Genomic DNA, 18,520 nt, shown 5'->3' on the forward strand with positions numbered 1-18,520 from the left:
GGCCCGCGGTGCCGCGGTGGGCCGCCCGGGGGGGCCGCGGGGCGGCCGGCGGGCGGGGGGGGGGCCGCGGGGCGCGGGGGGGCCCCCGGGGGGGCCGGGGGGGGGCGCGCCCCCCCCCCGGGCCCGCTGTGCGTCGGCGGCGGCCGGCCAGGGGGCTTCTAGGCTGTAGGGACAGATGCAGGGGATCGGAACGGCAGAGGACGACGGAGGCGGACCGGTGGGCGAGCAGAACCCCGTACGGGGCACGGAAGGTGTCGAGGGCGTCAAGGGGCCGGAACGCGCCACGGACGGCACCGGGGGTACCGGGGCCACCGGAGGCGCCGGGGACAAGCCGACACCGAAGGCCCGGCTGGTGTTCCGGGATCCGCTGGACCAGCAGTCCCGGGACGACACCGACTCCGGTTGGGGCGACCGACCCGGAGCGGGGCAGAGCGGTGCACGGGGGCTGGACTGGTACCTGAGCCAGCGCCCGCCGCACCACGGGGGCTGAGACCGGCCTGAGCCGAAGCCCGGAGCCTTGAATCCCGGAGCGCGGCCGGGCGTGCTCAGTGCCGGCCGGTGCTCAGCGCTGGCTGGTGACCAGCACGTCGCGGATCTCGGTGAGCAGGGCGACCTCCTTGGCCTCCGCCTCCGCCATCTCCTCGTCGAGGGTCTTGCGCTTGGCGGTGAACCTGGTCATGGGCAGGATCAGGAAGAAGTAGACGACGGCAGCGGTGATCAGGAACTGCAGGGCCGCGCTGAGCACGTAGCCCCAGAGGATGTAGATGCCGGACGTGACCTCACCGGCCGCGTTCACCTCGCAGGGGCCCTTGAGGCAGGAACTGTAGGACGCCAGATCCTTGGCTCCGAAAAGGCCGACGAGCGGGTTGATCACGCCCTTGACGAAGGCGTTGACGATGTTGGTGAAAGCCGCACCGATGACGACGGCGACGGCCAGATCGACGACATTTCCACGCAGCAGGAATTCCTTGAAGCCTTTCATGCCGCGTGAACGACGAAGTCGTCTCCAGGTCACGGGTGATCTTCGAGCTCTCCCGGTTGACAGCCCGAATGGTGGATCGGGGTGGCCCCCGGCGGTGGCAGCCCCGCCCGCGGCACCCCGGCGGTGAGCGCCGCCGCCGCGAGGAGCAGGCCTACGGCCAGGACGGCGGGCCGCCGGCGCACGGCCTGGGTCAGCCGGTACCGCCCGGTGCCGCCGCGTCTGATCGGCGGGAACGAGGGCACCTCCCGGCCCGGGGGCACGGCGAGCGCCGGGAGCGGCACGGCGTACCGCCGGGTCGGCGCCGGTCGCTGGGCCAGGGGAAGCGGAAGGGGGAGGGGAAACGTCGCGGTCATGTGGGACACCACCTGTGGTCGCACGAGCCCGGCCCCGAATCGGCCGGTCTCCGTGACGCACACTCTGCGCCCATCGCAAAGCCCGTGGAAGTCCTTTCCCGCAGCCTGTGGAAAACCCGGGGGTGTGGATAACTTCGTACACCCGTCCGGGCTAATCCGGTGTGCCCCGGGCCAACGAAAAGGCCCGGTGGTCCGCCGAAAAGCGGGGCCACCGGGCCTTTTCGAATGCTTCTGGTGCTGCCTTCGGCCTTGCTCAGCCGGCCGGCTTCGCCGCCGGGGCGGAGCTGGCGGCGGGCGTCGAGCCGCCCGAGGACGAGGACGCGGCCGAGGAGGCCGACGAACCCGAGGCCGCCGAACCCGAGGACGAGGAGCCCGAGGACGCGTTCGCGCCCACCGAGCTGCTGGACGACGAACGGCTGTCGGTCCGGTAGAAGCCCGAGCCCTTGAAGACCACGCCCACGGCCGAGAAGACCTTGCGGAGCCGTCCCTGGCAGCCGGGGCACGTGGTCAGCGCCTCGTCGGTGAACTTCTGCACCGCCTCCAGGCCGTTGCCGCACTCGGTGCACTGGTACTGGTACGTGGGCACTTGTCTTCCTCCTGGCACTCTCGCCTGATGAGTGCTAACGATGTTCAATGATGCGGCATTCCGCTGGATCAGTCCAGCGACTCCGGTGTGAGATGAACCGGGCGACGGCCGCGAGCCGCCGCCCACCCCACCCGGAACCGGCGCCCACCCCGTGCTCGGAGCGGCGCCCGCACCGCCTCCGTCAGGCCTTGGCGGCACCCACGAGCTGCGGCGCCGCACCCCGCTCCGAACCGCCCGCGACCGCCGAACCGCCCGCGACCGCCGAACCGCCCGCGACCGCCGAGCCGCCAGTGGCCACCACACCGCCGGCAGCCGCCGCACCGGACGCAACCGTCCGGCTCGGCGCGCCCGGCGCGATCAGGAACCGCCGCAGCGCGACCAGCGCGATCAGGCCCAGCCCGGCCCCGGCCACCGGCACCAGGAACCCGGCCGACGGGCCGTGCCCGTCGATCAGCTGCCCGGCCACCGTGGACCCGGTCGCCAGGCCGAGGCCGATCGCACCGGTCAGCCAGGTGAAGGCCTCGGTCTTGGCGCCGTCCGAGACCAGCGTCTCGACCAGCGTGTACCCGGTGATCAGGGTCGGCGCGATGGCCAGGCCGCAGACCAGTCCGGCGATCGCCAGCGCGACCAGGTTGGGCATCGCCCAGAGCGTGGAGCAGCCCAGCACCAGCAGCGCGTAGCTGGCCAGCAGCCGGTGCCGCGCGGCCTGCCGCCAGGCGACCATGCCGTACAGCACACCGGCCAGCATCGAGCCGCCGGCGAAGATCCCGTACACGGCGCCGTTGGCCCCGGGCTGGCCGACCGACTCGGTGAAGGCGGTCACCGAGACCTGCATGGCACCGAAGACGGTCCCGACGCCCAGGAACGCGCCGGCCAGCAGTCGAACGCCAGGGGAGGCGAGCGCGGAGGCGCGGCGGACACCGGGCTGGTGCGGGTGCCGGGCCGGGGCGGTGCGCCGCTGGGCGGCGAACGCGAGCCCGCCGACGACGGTCAGCGCGGCCTCGGCGATCAGGCCGGTCGAGGGGTTGAGCGAGGTGGCGATGGCACCGGCCAGCACCGGGCCGATCACGAAGGTGAACTCGTCGGTCACCGACTCGAAGGCGAACGCGGTGTTCAGCACGGGGGTGGAGGCGCCCTCCGAGGAGAGCTTGGCCACCCAGCGGGCGCGCACCATCGCGCCGACCTGCGGCACGCTGGCGCCGGCCGGCGCGGCGGCCAGCAGCAGCGCCCAGACCGGGGCGTGGCCCAGGGCCAGCGCGATCAGCGCGCCGACCGAGACGGCGTGCACCAGGACGCTGGGCACCAGCACGGCGGCCTGGCCGTACCGGTCGGCCAGCCGGCCGGTCTGCGGGCCGATCAGGGCCTGGGCGACGGCCGAGACCGCGGCGACGGTGCCGGCGGTGCCGTAGGAGCCGTGGGTGTCGAGGACCAGCAGGACGATCCCCAGGCTGAGCATGGCGTACGGCAGGCGCGCCGCGAACGCGGGCACCAGGAACGTCCGGGCGCCGGGTGTGCGCAGCAGCGTGCCGTACCCGACCCGGGTGGGCGCGTCGGCGCCGGCGTCCTTCGCGACGCCGTTGTTGTCGACCGTTCGGCGGGCCGTCACGGTCGGTCCTTCCTGCTGCCTGGTAGCGCGGAAGGGGCATGGTGGGGCCCCGACGGCGCCGAGAGTCGTCCTCTCGCGCGTCGACCGGGGTAGTTACCGGGCCGGATCGGCGTGGTTGCCGAGGTCCGGGCCGCGGCCGCCGAGCGGTCGCGCCAACTCTGCTTCAGGCAGATGCTGGGTGTGTATCAACCATCATACTTATACGCGCGTAGATGTCGCGCCTGCCTCCACAATACAGGGCGACATCAAAAATGTCCTGCCAATGAAAGGTGAACACCGCGCGAAGGCCGTAGGAAGCCAGCGCCAAGCCGCGCGGCGGCCGAGCGGGGCCGAGTGCCGGCCGCACCCGGAGCCCGGGCAGGACTACCGCCCGTGCAGCCAGCCGGCCAGCTTGCCGCCCTTGTCCACGGCCCGCAGCCGCCGCTCCGCCGCCTCGCCCACCTCGTCGGTGGTGACCACCAGCAGCTCGTCGCCGCCGCGCAGCACGGTGGCCTTGTCGGGGACGAAGCTGCTGCCCTCCCGCACCACCAGGGTCACCGCGGCGCCGGCCGGCAGCCGCAGCTCGCCGATCTCCACGCCGGACATCCGGGAGGTCGGGGAGAGCGCCACCGACAGCAGGTGCCCGTGCAGCTTCTCCAGCGGCGCGGACTCGATGCCGAGGTCCTGGCCCATCGAGCCCTCGGAGATCCGCAGCCGCTTCGCCACCCAGGGCAGGGTCGGGCCCTGGAGCAGTGTGAAGACCACGACCAGGATGAAGACGATGTTGAAGACGTCCTGGGCCCTCGGCGCGCCCGACACCATCGGGATGGTGGCCAGCACGATGGGCACGGCCCCGCGCAGCCCGGCCCAGCTCAGCAGCGCCTGCTCGCGGCCGGGCAGCCTGAACGGCGTCAGGGTGAGCACCACCGACAGCGGCCGGGCCAGGAAGACCAGCACCCCGCCGATCACCAGCGCGGGCACCACGGCCGAGCCCATCGTCTCGGGGGTGCAGAGCAGGCCGAGCAGCACGAACATGCCGATCTGCCCGATCCAGGCCAGGCCGTCGGCGAAGCCGCGGACGGCGGGGCCGTGCGGCAGCTTGGCGTTCCCCAGGATGACCGCGCTGATGTAGACGGCGAGGAATCCGGAGCCGTGCAGCAGCGCGCCGCCCGCGTAGGCGAGCACGGTCAGCGCCATGACGGCGATGGGGTAGAGGCCGGAGGAGGGCAGGGCGACGTGCTTGATGCCGTACGCGCCGATCCTGCCGACCGCGAAGCCGACCGCCGCGCCGATCGCCAGCTCGGCGATGATCGTGCCGACCAGGACGTACCAGGAGTCCAGCTCGCCGGCGGTGGCGAAGGCGACGACCAGGATGACCACGGGCGCGTCGTTGAATCCGGACTCGGCCTCCAGCAGGCCGGTGAGCCGGTGCGGCAGCGGCACCATCCGCAGGACGGAGAAGACGGCGGCGGCGTCGGTCGAGGAGACGATCGCGCCGAGCAGCATCGAAGTCCGCCAGTCCAGGCCGACCAGCCAGTGCGCACCGGCGGCGGTGACGAAGACGCTGACCCCGACGCCGACGGTGGCCAGCACGGTGGCCGCCGGCATCACCGGTCTGACCTCGCGCCAGCTCGTCTTGAGGCCGCCCTCGGCCAGGATCACGACCAGGGCCGCGTAGCCGATCACCTGGGTCAGCGCGGCGTTGTTGAAGGAGACGCCGAGGCCGTTCTGGCCGAGTGCGACACCGATGCCGAGGTAGATCAGCAGGCTGGGCAGCCCCGACCGGGTCGAGATGCGCACGGCGACCACCGCGACCAGCAGGATCACGGAGAACTCAAGGAGCAGCTGGTTCAGGTGGTCGACATTCACGCAGGGGCACCTCGAGCAGGCTGGGGGCGGGCGGGGTGTCCGACGGCGGTGGGGCCGAAGGGGCGAGCCGACGGGAGGAGGGGCGGCGGACGATGACGGATCGCCGGTTGCTCCCCTAGCGGATCGTTACTCAGTCTAACATTTTGCCATATCTTTAGGTTCGCTCCGTCTCAGGGCCTCCCACCGGCCCCCGAGGCCCCTTTGCCGACCTCGTCCGATCCCACCGTGGGCGTCCCCCGTGCACGCCCGCCAGCCGAGTCGGCCTAATGTGGTGCCCTGTCATGGCCGAGTGCCCTGGACATGCCCGCCCGCCCCCCAGTCGAGGACCGCAAGGACCCAGATGCCCCGCTCGAAGAAGTTCCGGCGCGCCCGTCTGATCGTGATCGTGCTGGTCGTGCTGCTGGTGGCCGGCGCCGGCTACGGCGGCTACCGGGGAGTGGCCGCGGTGCGCGCGTCCTTCCCGGAGGTCGACGGCAGCGTCAAGGTGGCGGGCCTGAGCGCGCCGGTCGACGTCAAGCGCGACGCCAACGGCATCCCGCAGCTCTACGCCGACACCAGCGAGGACCTCTTCCGCGCCCAGGGCTACGTCCAGGCCCAGGACCGGTTCTGGGAGATGGACGTCCGACGGCACATCACCGCGGGCCGGCTCTCGGAGATGTTCGGCGACGGCCAGGTCGACACCGACTCCTTCATCCGCACCATGGGATGGCGCCAGGTGGCGCAGAAGGAGTACGACTCCCAGCTCGCGCCCGAGACCAAGAAGTACCTGCAGGCCTACGCGGACGGCGTCAACGCCTGGCTCGCCGAGCACCCCGGCGGCGAGAGCGCCTCGCTGGAGTACTCCCTGCTCGGCGTCGTCAACGGCGACTACAAGCCGGAGCAGTGGAGCCCGGTCGACTCGGTGTCCTGGCTGAAGGCGATGGCCTGGAACCTCTCCGGGAACCTCCAGGAGGAGATCGACCGCTCGCTGCTCGCCCAGGACTTCAGCCCGGAGAAGATCGCCGAGCTGTACCCGGAGTACCCGTACGCGCGCAACGGCACGATCGTGAAGACCGGCACCGTGGTCGGCGACACCTACCGGCCCGCCGACGGCTCCGGCCAGGCCAACGCCGGCACCGCCACCGCCCAGGGCGCCGCCGCGACCAAGGCACTGCTCAAGGGCGTCACCGACCGGATCGACGGGATGCCGCAGCTGCTCGGCCGCCAGGGGCAGGGCATCGGCTCCAACTCCTGGGTGATCGCCGGTTCCAACACCACCACCGGCAAGCCGCTGCTGGCCAACGACCCGCACCTCGGCCCCGGCCTGCCCTCGGTCTGGTACCAGATGGGCCTGCACTGTCGCACCTCCTCGCCCGCCTGCCAGTACGACGTCTCGGGCTTCACCTTCGCCGGCCTGCCGGGCGTGGTGATCGGCCACAACAAGGACGTCGCCTGGGGCTTCACCAACCTCGGCGCCGACGTCACCGACCTCTTCCTGGAGAAGGTCACCGGCCCGGACACCTACCTGGTGGACGGCAAGGAGACCAGGTTCGAGCTGCGCAAGGAGACCATCAAGGTGGCCGGCGGTGAGGACCGCACCATCACCGTCCGCACCACCCAGACCGGCGCCCCGCTGATCTCCGACCCGAGCACCGAGCAGCAGAACGTCGGCAAGTACGCGCCGAACGGCAACGCCGCCCCGGACCGCGGCACCGGCGGCTACGGCGTCGCCCTGCAGTGGACGGCGCTCAGCCCCGGCAAGACGATGGACGCCGTCTTCGCCCTGGACCGCGCCAGGAACTGGGACGAGTTCCGCGGCGCCGCCAAGGACTTCGCCGTCCCCGCCCAGAACCTGATCTACGCCGACGCGAAGAACATCGGCTACCAGGCCCCCGGCAACATCCCGGTCCGCGGCAAGGGCGACGGCACCTACCCGGCGCCCGGCTGGGACTCGGCCTACCAGTGGAAGGGCTCGATCCCCTTCTCCGCCCTGCCCTACAGCCAGAACCCGTCCGCCGGGTACATCGTCACCGCCAACCAGGCCGTCGTCGACCCGTCGTACAAGTACTCGCTGACCAAGGACTGGGAGTACGGCACCCGGGCCAAGGAGATCACCGAGCAGATCGACCTCAAGCTCAAGAACAACGGCAAGATCTCGCCGGACGACATGAAGGACATGCAGCTCGACAACACCAGCGTCCTCGCCCGGACCCTGGTCCCGCTGCTGCTCAAGGTCCAGATCGACGACCCGTACGTGCGCGAGGCGCAGAACCTGCTGAAGGACTGGAACTACCACCAGGACGCCGACTCGGCCGCCGCCGCCTACTACAACGGCGTCTGGAGCCAGCTGCTCAGCCTCTCCTTCGGCCAGAAGTTCCCGGCCGACCTGCGGGCCAAGGACAACTGCCTGCTGGTGCGCCAGCAGGCGGACCCGACCAAGCCCGACAGCGGCCGCACCGCCTCGATCGTCACCGAGTGCGGCACCCGCGACCCGGGCAAGGCCCAGCCGGACGGCGGCGACCGCTGGACCGAGGTGGTGCGCGCCCAGCTGGACAAGCCCGACAGCAGCTGGTGGACGTACATCGACTCGGAGCACCACGAGCAGAAGGGCCTCGACAACCTGCTCGCCGAGGCGATGAAGAACGCCCGCCAGGAGCTCACCGCGAAGCTCAGCAAGGACGTCTCCACCTGGAGCTGGGGCCGGCTGCACAAGCTGACGCTGCGCGAGCAGACCCTCGGCACCGACGACTCCTCGATCGCCTCCGGCCTCGTCCACCGGCTGCTCAACCGCGGCCCGTACCGGCTCTCCGGCGGCTCGGCGGCGGTCGACGCCGCGGGCTGGAACGCCGCCGCCGGCTACGAGGTGGACTGGATCCCCTCGATGCGGATGGTCGTCGACCTCAGCGACCTCGACGCCTCCCGCTGGGTCAACGTCGGCGGCGCCTCCGGCCACGCCTTCCACCCCAACTACAACGACCAGACCGACCTCTGGCTCAAGGGCGAGCTGCTGAGCTGGGCCTACTCCCCGGACGCGGTGGAGAAGGCGACCAAGCACCGACTGGTGCTGACCACCGGCTGACACCCGTTCGCCGACGCGGCCCCGCTCCCCCCGAACACCGGGGGAGCGGGGCCGTCGCCGTCCGTGCCGCGGTCGGCCTCACCCCAGCCGGTGCAGCCCGGACGGGGTGAGCGCGACGTCCACCGGCAGGTCGTGCGGCTCGGCCGGCACGCTCTCCAGCAGCTCGTGCTCGTACAGCAGGACGGCCAGCAGCGGCCGCGCCCCGGCCCGGCCGAGCCGGGCCAGCACCCGGTCGTACGAGCCGCCGCCGCGGCCCAGCCGCAGCCCCCGGCGGTCCACCGCCAGACCCGGCAGCAGCACCGGCGAGGCCGCGCAGACCGCCTCCGGCCCGAGCCGCTCGCCGACCGGCTCCAGCAGGCCGCGCCCGGCCGGTGCCAGCCCCTCCGAGCCCGTGTACACCGCCCAGTCCAGGTCGTTGTCGGGCAGCAGGACCGGCAGCAGCACCCGGACGCCGCGCGCCAGCAGCGCGTCCAGCAGCGGCCGGGTGCCCGGCTCGCCGCCGACCGACACATAGGCGGCCACGGTGGCCCCCGGCGCGGCCAGCTCCCCGGCGTGCCCGGCCAGCGCGAGCGCGGCCGCCTCCCGGTCCGCCGGGGTCAGCGCACGCCGCTCGGCCAGCAGCCGTGTCCTCAGCGCGCTCTTCTCGTTGTGCATGGGATCCTCCACGGCTCTGTGCCCCGTCACGCTCAGAGCCTGACATGCGGAAGGCGCCCCGATGTCCACCCCGCTGCTGGTCCAGGCCCTGGCCGTGCTGAGCGCTCCCGCGCTGGCCGGCGCCACCCTGCTCGGGTGGCGGCTGCGCCGCGGCGAGGGCGCCGCCGCCGACCGGGAGGCCCGGTTGCGCGAGCGGGTCGCCGAACTGGAGGAGCGCTGCGCGGAGCTGGAGCGCACCGCCTCCTGCGACCCCCTCACCGGGGTCTGGAACTACCGCCACCTCCAGCTCACCCTGGACCGCGAGATCGAGCGCGCCAGGCGGGCCGACCAGGCCGAACCGCAGGACGCACCGCGCCCGCTGGCCGTCCTGCTGCTGGAGATCACCGGCTTCGAGGCGGTCATCGCCGAGCACGGCCGCGCCCGGGCCAACGCGATACTCCGCGACCTCGCCCAGCGCCTCGGCATGGAGATCCGCCGCTCGGACACCCTCGGCCGGTACAGCGGCGAGGAGTTCCTGATCGTCCTGCCGGACACCGGGGCCGAGGGCGCCGCACAGGTCGCCGAGCGCCTGGTCTGGTCGGTGCGCCGCCACCTGTTGCTGGACTGGTCCTCCGGTTCGCGCGAGGACCGCCGCCCGCACGGGAACGGCCTGACCGCCGCAGTCGGCCTGGCCGTCCTGCCGGAGGACGGCACCCACGCCGCCGTGCTGCTGCGGGCCGCCGACCGGGCCCTGGCCGCGGCCCGCGCGGCGGGCGGCGACCGCTGGCACGGAGCCTTTTCCCCCAGGTCGGACGGTGGTCCGGAGGCTGAACATGACCGTTCGGAAAAGCCGGGTAGTCTGTCGCCCTGTGTCGGTGGGGACCCCCTCAGCCCGCCCGCCACTGCCCATACGCCTGCCACTGTGGCCGGGCCACGCGACGTGCTGTCATAGCCGCTTCCATGCGCTCGGCCGGGCGAAAACATGCCTTAGTAAGGTAAACGCATGACGACGACCAACTCCCGAATTCCGGTAACCAAGGCCGTGGTGCCCGCGGCCGGACTGGGCACCCGCTTCCTGCCGGCCACGAAGGCCACGCCGAAGGAGATGCTGCCCGTCGTCGACAAGCCGGCGATCCAGTACGTCGTCGAGGAGGCCGCCTCCGCCGGGCTGTCCGACATACTGATGGTCACCGGCCGGAACAAGCGCGCCCTTGAGGACCACTTCGACCGCGCGTACGAGCTGGAGGAGCTGCTCGCCCGCAAGGGCGACCAGGACCGGCTGCGCCGGGTGCGCGAGTCCGTCGACCTGGCCAACATGCACTACGTCCGCCAGGGCGACCCCAAGGGCCTCGGCCACGCCGTCTCGGTCGCCGAGCAGCACGTGGCCGGCCAGCCCTTCGCCGTCCTGCTCGGCGACGACCTGATCGACCCGCGCGACCCGCTGCTCTCCCGCATGATCGAGGTCCAGCAGGAGCTCGGCGGCTCGGTGGTCGCCCTGATGGAGGTCGAGCCGTCGCAGATCCACCTCTACGGCTGCGCGGCCGTCAAGGCCAACGGCTTCGGCGAGGACGTCTTCCAGGTGACCGACCTGGTCGAGAAGCCCGACACCGCCGACGCCCCGTCGAACTACGCGGTCATCGGCCGCTACGTCCTCGACCCGTCGGTCTTCGACGTCCTGCGCGAGACCCAGCCCGGCCGCGGCGGCGAGATCCAGCTCACCGACGCCCTGCGCGAGCTGACCACCCGCGACGCGGAGTCCGGCGGCCAGGTGCACGGCGTGCTGTTCAAGGGCCGCCGCTACGACACCGGCGACCGGGCGGACTACCTGCGCGCTATCGTCCGACTGGCCTCCGAGCGCGAGGACCTGGGCCCGGAGTTCCGCTCCTGGCTCAAGGAGTTCGTCGCCTCCGAGATGCAGGACTGACACACCGACAGAGAGCGAGTGCGCCGATGACCGGGTCCACGGAGAGCAGTACCACCCCCGCCGCAGCCTGCTGCGACGGATCCGCGGACCCGGCACCGGCCGCTCGCCAGGCCCGTCTGTGGACCGTCGACGAGCACCTCGCCGACGTCCTGGCGGCCGTCGGCCCGCTGCCCGCGATCGAGCTCCAACTGCTCGACGCCCAGGGCTGCCGGCTCGACGAGGACGTGGTCGCCGACGGCGACCTGCCGCCCTTCGACAACAGCTCGATGGACGGCTACGCCGTCCGCACCGCCGACACCACCGGAGCCACCGCCGAGTACCCCTCGGTGCTCGCGGTGGTCGGCGACATCGCCGCCGGCGCCGGTGAACTGCCCCGGGTCGGCCCCGGCCAGGCCGCCAGGATCATGACCGGCGCACCCGTGCCGCCCGGTGCCGAGGCCGTCGCCCCGGTCGAGTGGACCGACGGCGGCAGCGGTACCGGCGAGGCCGCCGACGCGATGACCGCGCCCGTCGAGGACGAGGAGGTCCGGGTCCGGCGCCCGGTCGCCGAGGGCGCCCACATCCGCCGCCGCGGCAGCGATGTCGCCGCCGGCTCCCGGGTGCTGGAGGCCGGCACCCGGCTCGGCCCGACCCAGCTCGGCCTGCTCGCCGCGATCGGCCGGGCCACCGTCCGGGTCCGCCCGCGACCGCGCGTGGTGGTGCTCTCCACCGGCAGCGAACTGGTCCAGCCCGGCGAGCCGGTCGGTCCCGGGCAGATCTCCGACTCCAACAGCTTCACCCTCACCGCGGCCGCCCGGGACGCCGGCGCCATCGCCTACCGGGTCGGCGGCGTGCCGGACGACGCCGACCGGCTGCGCGCCGTCCTGGAGGACCAACTCGGCCGGGCCGACCTGATCGTCACCAGCGGCGGGGTCAGCGTCGGCGCGTACGACGTGGTCAAGGAGGTCTTCGAGTCCTACGGCGGGGTGGACTTCCGCCGGCTGCGGATGCAGCCCGGCAAGCCGCAGGGCTTCGGCCGGATCGGCGCCGGGGCGGGCGTCCCGCTGATGGCGCTGCCCGGCAACCCGGTGAGCGCGTACATCTCCTTCGAGCTGTTCGTCCGCCCGGCCATCCGCACCATGCTCGGCGCCGCCGACGTGCACCGCCCGGTGGTCCGGGCCGTCTGCCCGGTGGCGCTGCGCTCGCCCGCGGGGCGGCGGCAGTTCCTGCGCGGGCGGTACTCGGCGGCCGACGGCGTGGTCGAGCCGGTCGGCGCCGCGGACTCGCACCTGGTCGGCGCCCTGGCCCGGGCGGACTGCCTGATCACCGTGCCGGAGGACGTCGTCGACCTGCCCGCGGGCAGCGCGGTCGACGTCGTCCTGCTCGGCGACTGACGCACGGCGTGGCGGGCCGTCTCGGAGACTGACACGGCCCGTCCCACGCACCGGCCGGAGCGGGGGGTACGGTAGCGCGGTATTCGACCTGCGCGCCCCCTGGAGCACCCCGTGAGCACCTCACCCCCCGGCGACCGCCTCACCCACGTCGACGAGCAGGGCGCGGCCCGGATGGTCGACGTGTCCGAGAAGACCGCCACCGTGCGCACCGCCGTCGCCGCCGGCCGGGTCCGGGTCGCCCCCCGGGTGGTCGAGCTGCTGCGCGGGGAGGGCGTGCCCAAGGGCGACGCGCTCGCCGTCGCCCGGATCGCCGGGATCATGGGCGCCAAGAAGACCCCGGAGCTGATCCCGCTCTGCCACCCCATCGCGGTCTCCGGCGTGCAGGTGGACCTCGCCGTCACCGACGACGCGGTCGAGATCACCGCCACCGTGCGGACCGCCGACCGCACCGGCGTCGAGATGGAGGCGCTCACCGCCGTCGCGGTGGCGGGCCTGACCGTGATCGACATGGTCAAGGCCGTCGACAAGGCCGCCGCCATCGAGGACGTCCGGGTGGTCGCCAAGACCGGCGGCAAGAGCGGCGACTGGTTCGCCCCCGGGAGCCCGGAGTGAGCGCGCCGGCCATGCGGGCGCTGGCCGTCACCGTCTCCAACCGCGCCTCGGCCGGCGTCTACGCCGACAAGGGCGGCCCGCTGCTGGCGGCCGGCCTGCACGCGATGGGCTTCACCGTCGACGGCCCCCGGGTCGTCCCGGACGGCGAGCCGGTCGAGGCGGCCCTGCGGGAGGCCGTCGCGGCCGGCTACGACGTGGTGCTCACCACCGGCGGCACCGGCATCTCGCCGATGGACCTCACCCCCGAGATGACCGCCCGGGTGATCGACCGGCAGATCCCCGGCATCGCCGAGGCCATCCGGGCGTACGGCCGCGAGAAGGTCCCCACCGCGGCGCTGTCCCGGGGGCTGGCCGGCCTCGCCGGACGTACCCTGATCGTCAACCTGCCGGGTTCGACCGGTGGCGTCAAGGACGGCCTGGCCGTCCTGGAGCCGCTGCTGGCCCACGCCGTCGACCAGCTCGGCGGCGGGGACCACCCCCGGCCCGACACCCCGCCTGCCCCTGGGAGTGCGCACTGAACGCCGGCTGGCCGGTAGAGCTCCACGAGGGGGATGTCGCGCTGCGCCCGATCCGGGCCCGCGACCAGCGCGACTGGCAGGAGGTCAGCCGCCGCAACCGGGACTGGCTGCGGCGCTGGGAGGCCACCGTGCCGCCCGGCCCGGCCGGCCACGGCGCCGGCCCGCGTCCGACGTACCGGCAGATGGTCCGCTTCCTGCGCGGCGAGGCCTCGGCCGGGCGGATGCTGCCCTTCGTGGTGCTCCACCAGGGCCGGCTGGTCGGCCAGCTGACGGTCGGCGGGATCACCTGGGGCTCGATGTGCTCGGCCAACGTCGGCTACTGGGTCGACGAGGCGGTGGCCGGGCGCGGCATCATGCCGACGGCCGTGGCCCTTTCGGTGGACCACTGTTTCGCCACCCTCGGGCTGCACCGGATCGAGGTGTGCATCCGGCCGGAGAACGGGCCGAGCCGCCGGGTGGTGGAAAAGCTGGGCTTCCGGTCGGAGGGAATGCGCCCCCGCTATCTGCACATCGACGGGGACTGGCGGGACCACCTGGTGTACGCACTCACCGCCGAGGAGGTCCCCGAGGGGATGCTGGAGCGGTGGCGGACGCTCAGTTCAAGCCGCAGACCTCGTAATTGAATATATGTTCGAAAGAAATATCGATATGGCATCGGCGTGGCGACGGACAGGCACAAATACCGGCAAAATAGTCGGAGAATCAGCTTGATCACACGACACGCCGTGCCAAATTGCTGCCAGGCCTTCCCCGGCGCCCGTACGGTGTGAAACGTGAGCAGTAGCGGCCTTATCTACGCCGTCATCGTAGGGGCCTGGGCCGCCTATCTGGTGCCGATGTGGCTCCGCAGGCAGGACGAGCTCAACGAGGCCCGTCCGACCGAGCGCTTCAGCACCGCCATCCGCCTGCTGGCCGGGCGTTCGGCGCTGGAGCGGCGGGCATCCCGGGCCCTGGGCGACGACCTGCGTGACGACGAGCAGAGCAGTGACGACGGTCCTCCCGTACGGGACGAGGCCGCCTCCGGCGACCCCGCGGACGGTGCGGCGGTCGAGCCGGCCCCCGGGCATGCGGCGGCGCGGTCCGACGACCGCCCGGCCGGGCCCGCCGACGACCACCCGGCCGACCACTCGGTCGACCACCCCGCCGAGCGTGCGGCCGAGGACTCCGCCGAGCGGCGGGCCGGGGCCGAGCGCCGGGCGCGGCTGCTGGCCCGGCGCCGCCGGATGGTCACCCTGCTCTTCCTGGCGTTCGCGCTCGGCGCGGTCGTCGCGGCGGTGGCCGGTCTGGCCTTCCTCTGGGTCCCGGCGGTTCCGGCGGCCCTGCTGACCCTCTACATCGGCCACCTGCGCAAGCTGGAGCGCCAGCGGTACGAGGTGAAGCTCGACCGCGCCCGCGCCGCCCAGGCCGCCGAGCGGCTGCGCAGGCGCGAGCGGGAGCGGCAGCGGGCCGAGGCCCGGGAGGCCGAGGCCGCGGAGCAGGTCGAGCCCGCCCCGGCGCCGAGCACGCCCGCCGGTCGCGGCCGCCCGCACCTCAGGCTCGCCACCGACCCGGCCCAGGGCGTCCCGCGCCGGACCGGTTCGGCCTCCGCCGTGGCGGAGGTGACCGAGCACGAGGAGTGGGTCGACGGCATGCGCGAGCGCGGTGCGGCCGGCCCGGACTCCTGGGAGCCGGTGCCCGTCCCGCTGCCGACCTATGTGACCGCCCCGGTGGCCCCCCGGGTCACCCGCGGCCTCGACCTGTCGGCCCCCGGCACCTGGACCGCCGGCCGTTCCGTCGACGCGCACCCGACCGAGGCCCGCAACACCCCGCTCTTCGACCAGTACGCGGAGGCGCCCGCCTCCGAGCTGCGGCCCCGCGCCGCCAACGAGTAGTCCGCGCCGGACCCCCCACCAGCGGGGGTGGTCACGGACCCCCTCCAAAGGGTGCTAGAGTTTCATCTCGTTGGGGCTGTGGCGCAGTCCGGTAGCGCACCTCGTTCGCATCGAGGGGGTCAGGGGTTCGAATCCCCTCAGCTCCACCCAACGGGCCGTTCACGACTTCGGTCGTGAACGGTTCGCGAAATCCCGTCCAGTAGGCAACTCTGGGCGGGATTTCGTGCTTTGCGGGTCTGGTCGAGTCTGGCTGCGATCTGTGGGGTGAATCACACTGCCCCGCAGGATGGCTGAGCGGAGCTGGCGGTGCGGATGCGGGCATGGCGAAGCGACCGTGGGACCGGAGGGTGTGCGGTCCCACGAGCCGGCGTCGCGTGCTCTATGGCTGCCCTGGCGGGCGGAGGGCTAGCTGGGTTCCGGTGGGTCCGTCCCGGGGCCTTCGCGGCTGGCGCCGGGGCCAGTTGTGTTCGGCGGCACGTGCGGGTCCGGGGTGTCGGTGATGTCGGCGAGCGTGTAGCGGTCCTCGGCCCACAGGCGGCGCTCGCGCAGGTAGACCTCGATGGTGCGCAGGTTCTCGACCATCAGCTGGACCGCGCTGAGGAGCGTCTGGGCGACGCGTCCGCGGCTCTGGCGGAGTTCCCGCTTGTCGAGGAAGGAATCCGCGTTCTTGGCACGGCCGTTGAGCCCCTCGACGTGGCTGCGCAGGCTCCGGAAGGCCCGCTGCCAGGCTGCGCGGCCCCAGGGCAGGCCCTGACGCAGTTTCGGCGTGAGGTCGACGGGCACGCCGATGGTGGTCTGCTGGCAGATGTCCGGCCGCTGGTGCATGGGCTTGCCGGGAACGCGAACGGTGGGCTTGGCTGCCGGGTGGGAGCGGCGGGAGCGCCGGTTGTCCAGGTCGATGACGGGGCGGGGCGGATTGGCGCGCCTGCGGTGGCGGGGGCGCTGGTCGCGTTCGGCGGCCCAGGGGCACTGGACCCTGGGGCTGGTGCCAGCGGCCGGGCATTGCCGGCGTTCGACACCCTTGGCGTTCGCCCGCTGCTTGAGCGGCAGGACGAATGGATTAGCTTCCTCCATGCGGGGGAGCAGTGCCTCGCGGTCCTTGCTGGTCCTTGCGGCGGCCATCAGGTGGTAGGTATTCAGGACACGCTGTGGGGTATGGGGGCAGAGCAGGTCGCCGCCCAGGGCGGTGGCTCCGTGCCAGGGGAGCTTGCGGATCATGTCGGTGCGATAGTCGAGAACGAGGTCCCAGCCGAGCGCGCGAACGGGCTGGTGGAAGGTCTCCGCGCGGGCGTGGGTGTAGGCACGGTCCCCGGCGAGGTAGCCGGTGCGTGGCAGCATCCGCTTGGTGACGGCCAGCAGGCGCACGGTCTGGGGACCGATCTGTTTGCTGGGGGCATGCACGGCCATGCCCATGCACAGCTGCGGGTAGGTGCCGGCGAGCGCAGGGTCGGCGTGTCCGGCGACCAGCAATGTGGCGCTGTAGCCGAAGGTCTCGGTGCCGTCGCCGGAGACGTGGGTGCCGGCGCTGACCTCCAGCGAGGCGTGTCTGCGGGTGCCCTCGCGGGCCCAGACCGGGACGCTGGTGCCGTCCACGGACAGGTCGCCTTGCCAGTTGTCCATCAGACCGCGTTGCACAGCGACGCGTACCGGGGCGAGGACGAGCCGGTTGGCGATCTCGCTCAGGCAAGGAGCCGGGTCGTGGCTGTCGGAGGCGGTGTCCCAGACAGCCTTGAACCGGCCGGCCTCCGCAGGGAGCAGGCGGATGCGGCGGTCGTGGCGGGCGGGGTCAAGGAGGGTCGTGATCCGGTCCCATGCGCGGTAGAAGCGCTGGGCGGAGGCGTGGGTTGCCTTGAGGTCGAGCGGGTCGACGACCGCGAGGTCGAAGACGTCTCGCCATGTGCTGCCGAGACGGAACGTCATGATCTCCCACGCGTCGTCGATGTTCGTGCTGCGACGTTCGCGGGCTGCCAGGAACAGCCCGGTGAGCACGACCTTCGCCGACAGGCCGACGGGCCCTGGGCGGCCTGCTTCCAGAATGTCGAGCTTCTCCAGGGCGCCGCTGGTGCGCACGAGGTCGTAGGCCAGGCGCACATGGGCGTCCGCGATCTTGGTGGGGAACGGTGAGGGGGCCGGTCGGCGCCGCAGGCGCTCGGCGTGGTGCACCGGGTGCGGGTGATGTACGGGCCTGCGCGGCGGGCGGTGGGGCCGGGTCATGCCCACCCCCGCAGCAGGCGGATCGCGGCGTCCTTGCCGGGGGCGGGTACCCACCGGTGGTACGGGGCGAGTGCGGCGGTGGACTTCAGGCCGGCGGCGCTGGCGATGAGGTTCGCCGGGACTCGGTCGCGCAGCAGTGCCACGATCCAGGCCGAGCGCAGGCGCTGGGCGTCCAGGCGCGGCACTCTCGGGTCCGCCGACTCGTTGCGCTTGGTCCAGTTGCTGATGAGGTTCTTCGCGCCGCTGACCTTGCGGCCGGGCGCGAACAAGTAGTCGTCGCCGGCGGCCTGGGCCAGGTCGGACAGGTTCTCCTCCCACAGCGAGCGGCACACGATCAGACGGGGGGAGTCAGGCACCGCGATCGCGAGCGCCCCGCTGGGCAGTGGCACGATGTCGCTGCCGCGGGTGGCAGCCATCTCGCCGGGCATCAGCCCGCACCCGGCCCCCAGCGCGATCAGTGCCTGCGCGCTGCGCCGGCCGGTGGTGGTGTTCGGCAGGGAGCGTGCCCACACGTCCAGCCGGGTGAGCTCGCTGACGTCGTACGGGGTGGCGCGGGTGCGGTCGGCCCGCAGGCGAGGGCGAGCGGCCTCGCCGCGCTCGACCCAGACCAGTGCCTCGCGGATGCGGGCCAGCACGCTCGCGTACTTCTGGATGCTGGAGGGCTCCAGGTCGATGGCACTCACCAGGTGGCGGCTGATGGTGCTCTGGTCCAGCCAGAGGGCCGGGTCGCGTGGCAGCCCGGCACGTTCGGCGCTGACCGCCAGTGCCGCCGTCACCCGCAGTACAAGGGGCAGCGGGTAGCTGACGTGCTCGGCGACGGCCGCGACCAGCATGCGCACGCCATCGGCGACCGCCGCCCATTCCGGGGGTTCGTCCTTGGGGCGGTAGCGCAGGATCGCCTGGCTCATCGGGGCCTCCAGCGCCGAACACCACGTGAAGCGG

The 18,520-nt window shown here is 73.0% G+C and carries 16 protein-coding genes and 1 tRNA gene; 10 read left to right on the forward strand and 7 right to left on the reverse strand.

The features are described 5' to 3' along the window. The first annotated feature begins 217 nt into the window (after nt 1-217). Nucleotides 218-490, forward strand: a complete 273-nt coding sequence (locus tag ACIGZJ_RS19000) for a hypothetical protein (protein ID WP_396458271.1) — start codon at nt 218-220, stop codon at nt 488-490. Nucleotides 491-562: 72 nt separating this feature from the next. Here ACIGZJ_RS19000 and mscL read toward each other — a convergent pair whose 3' ends face one another. The 4 genes from mscL to ACIGZJ_RS19020 all read right to left on the reverse strand — a co-directional run bounded on the left by mscL (nt 563) and on the right by ACIGZJ_RS19020 (nt 5,375). Beyond that, nucleotides 563-982, reverse strand: coding sequence for a large conductance mechanosensitive channel protein MscL (gene mscL, locus ACIGZJ_RS19005; protein WP_396458272.1), 420 nt, complete (start codon nt 980-982; stop codon nt 563-565). 606 nt (nt 983-1,588) lie between these two features. After that, a complete protein-coding gene (locus ACIGZJ_RS19010) occupies nt 1,589-1,921 on the reverse strand; it encodes an FmdB family zinc ribbon protein (protein WP_396458273.1) in 333 nt (110 codons plus the stop codon). Between the two features lie 181 nt (nt 1,922-2,102). Next, nucleotides 2,103-3,527, reverse strand: a complete 1,425-nt coding sequence (locus ACIGZJ_RS19015; RefSeq protein WP_396458274.1) for an MFS transporter — start codon at nt 3,525-3,527, stop codon at nt 2,103-2,105. Nucleotides 3,528-3,890: 363 nt separating this feature from the next. Further along, nucleotides 3,891-5,375: a potassium/proton antiporter gene (locus ACIGZJ_RS19020; protein WP_396458275.1), complete on the reverse strand. Its 1,485-nt coding sequence runs from the start codon at nt 5,373-5,375 to the stop codon at nt 3,891-3,893. A gap of 340 nt (nt 5,376-5,715) precedes the next feature. Between ACIGZJ_RS19020 and ACIGZJ_RS19025 the strand changes: the two genes are divergently transcribed. Further along, nucleotides 5,716-8,433, forward strand: a complete 2,718-nt coding sequence (locus ACIGZJ_RS19025) for a penicillin acylase family protein (protein WP_396458276.1) — start codon at nt 5,716-5,718, stop codon at nt 8,431-8,433. Nucleotides 8,434-8,511: 78 nt separating this feature from the next. On the opposite strand, the gene ACIGZJ_RS19030 is transcribed toward ACIGZJ_RS19025, so the two are convergent. Continuing rightward, nucleotides 8,512-9,087 (reverse strand): 5-formyltetrahydrofolate cyclo-ligase, encoded by a 576-nt coding sequence (locus tag ACIGZJ_RS19030; RefSeq protein WP_396458277.1) that lies wholly within the window; start codon nt 9,085-9,087, stop codon nt 8,512-8,514. Between the two features lie 61 nt (nt 9,088-9,148). Here ACIGZJ_RS19030 and ACIGZJ_RS19035 point away from each other — a divergent pair, with 61 nt between their 5' ends. From ACIGZJ_RS19035 to ACIGZJ_RS19070, 8 genes are all read left to right on the forward strand, one after another. Then, nucleotides 9,149-10,018: a GGDEF domain-containing protein gene (locus ACIGZJ_RS19035; protein WP_396458278.1), complete on the forward strand. Its 870-nt coding sequence runs from the start codon at nt 9,149-9,151 to the stop codon at nt 10,016-10,018. Nucleotides 10,019-10,069: 51 nt separating this feature from the next. Further along, nucleotides 10,070-10,990, forward strand: coding sequence for a UTP--glucose-1-phosphate uridylyltransferase GalU (gene galU, locus ACIGZJ_RS19040; protein WP_396458279.1), 921 nt, complete (start codon nt 10,070-10,072; stop codon nt 10,988-10,990). A gap of 26 nt (nt 10,991-11,016) precedes the next feature. After that, on the forward strand, nt 11,017-12,363 hold the full coding sequence (gene glp / locus ACIGZJ_RS19045) for a gephyrin-like molybdotransferase Glp (RefSeq protein WP_396458280.1): 1,347 nt from the start codon (nt 11,017-11,019) through the stop codon (nt 12,361-12,363). 171 nt (nt 12,364-12,534) lie between these two features. Continuing rightward, the gene (gene moaC, locus ACIGZJ_RS19050; RefSeq protein WP_396458423.1) at nt 12,535-12,975 is read left to right on the forward strand and encodes a cyclic pyranopterin monophosphate synthase MoaC; all 441 of its coding nucleotides are present in this window, start codon (nt 12,535-12,537) and stop codon (nt 12,973-12,975) included. An 11-nt stretch (nt 12,976-12,986) separates the two neighbouring features. After that, nucleotides 12,987-13,493 (forward strand): molybdenum cofactor biosynthesis protein B, encoded by a 507-nt coding sequence (locus ACIGZJ_RS19055; RefSeq protein WP_396458425.1) that lies wholly within the window; start codon nt 12,987-12,989, stop codon nt 13,491-13,493. Then, nucleotides 13,490-14,116 carry a GNAT family N-acetyltransferase gene (locus tag ACIGZJ_RS19060; RefSeq protein ID WP_396458426.1) on the forward strand — a complete coding sequence of 209 codons (627 nt, stop codon included), beginning with the start codon at nt 13,490-13,492 and terminating at the stop codon, nt 14,114-14,116. Before ACIGZJ_RS19055 ends, ACIGZJ_RS19060 begins: the two co-directional genes overlap by 4 nt. A gap of 150 nt (nt 14,117-14,266) precedes the next feature. Continuing rightward, nucleotides 14,267-15,364, forward strand: a complete 1,098-nt coding sequence (gene glpR, locus ACIGZJ_RS19065) for a gephyrin-like molybdotransferase receptor GlpR (protein WP_396458281.1) — start codon at nt 14,267-14,269, stop codon at nt 15,362-15,364. Nucleotides 15,365-15,436: 72 nt separating this feature from the next. Beyond that, nucleotides 15,437-15,510: transfer RNA gene (locus tag ACIGZJ_RS19070), tRNA-Ala, on the forward strand. A 259-nt stretch (nt 15,511-15,769) separates the two neighbouring features. On the opposite strand, the gene ACIGZJ_RS19075 is transcribed toward ACIGZJ_RS19070, so the two are convergent. Further along, a complete protein-coding gene (locus ACIGZJ_RS19075; RefSeq protein ID WP_396458282.1) occupies nt 15,770-17,578 on the reverse strand; it encodes a hypothetical protein in 1,809 nt (602 codons plus the stop codon). Further along, on the reverse strand, nt 17,575-18,486 hold the full coding sequence (locus tag ACIGZJ_RS19080; RefSeq protein WP_396458283.1) for a hypothetical protein: 912 nt from the start codon (nt 18,484-18,486) through the stop codon (nt 17,575-17,577). Before ACIGZJ_RS19080 ends, ACIGZJ_RS19075 begins: the two co-directional genes overlap by 4 nt. Between the last annotated feature and the right edge of the window lie 34 nt (nt 18,487-18,520).

It is taken from the genome of Kitasatospora sp. NPDC052868 (assembly GCF_044547105.1).
Lineage (GTDB): Bacteria > Actinomycetota > Actinomycetes > Streptomycetales > Streptomycetaceae > Kitasatospora.

Excerpts from the sequence above, each read along its gene's own strand:
- mscL (WP_396458272.1), bottom strand. The coding sequence starts at position 982 with ATGAAAGGCTTCAAGGAATTCCTGCTGCGTGGAAATGTCGTCGATCTG.
- ACIGZJ_RS19025 (WP_396458276.1), top strand. The coding sequence starts at position 5,716 with ATGCCCCGCTCGAAGAAGTTCCGGCGCGCCCGTCTGATCGTGATCGTG.
- ACIGZJ_RS19030 (WP_396458277.1), bottom strand. The coding sequence starts at position 9,087 with ATGCACAACGAGAAGAGCGCGCTGAGGACACGGCTGCTGGCCGAGCGG.
- ACIGZJ_RS19035 (WP_396458278.1), top strand. The coding sequence starts at position 9,149 with ATGTCCACCCCGCTGCTGGTCCAGGCCCTGGCCGTGCTGAGCGCTCCC.
- galU (WP_396458279.1), top strand. The coding sequence starts at position 10,070 with ATGACGACGACCAACTCCCGAATTCCGGTAACCAAGGCCGTGGTGCCC.
- glp (WP_396458280.1), top strand. The coding sequence starts at position 11,017 with ATGACCGGGTCCACGGAGAGCAGTACCACCCCCGCCGCAGCCTGCTGC.
- moaC (WP_396458423.1), top strand. The coding sequence starts at position 12,535 with ATGGTCGACGTGTCCGAGAAGACCGCCACCGTGCGCACCGCCGTCGCC.
- ACIGZJ_RS19055 (WP_396458425.1), top strand. The coding sequence starts at position 12,987 with ATGCGGGCGCTGGCCGTCACCGTCTCCAACCGCGCCTCGGCCGGCGTC.
- ACIGZJ_RS19075 (WP_396458282.1), bottom strand. The coding sequence starts at position 17,578 with ATGACCCGGCCCCACCGCCCGCCGCGCAGGCCCGTACATCACCCGCAC.
- ACIGZJ_RS19080 (WP_396458283.1), bottom strand. The coding sequence starts at position 18,486 with ATGAGCCAGGCGATCCTGCGCTACCGCCCCAAGGACGAACCCCCGGAA.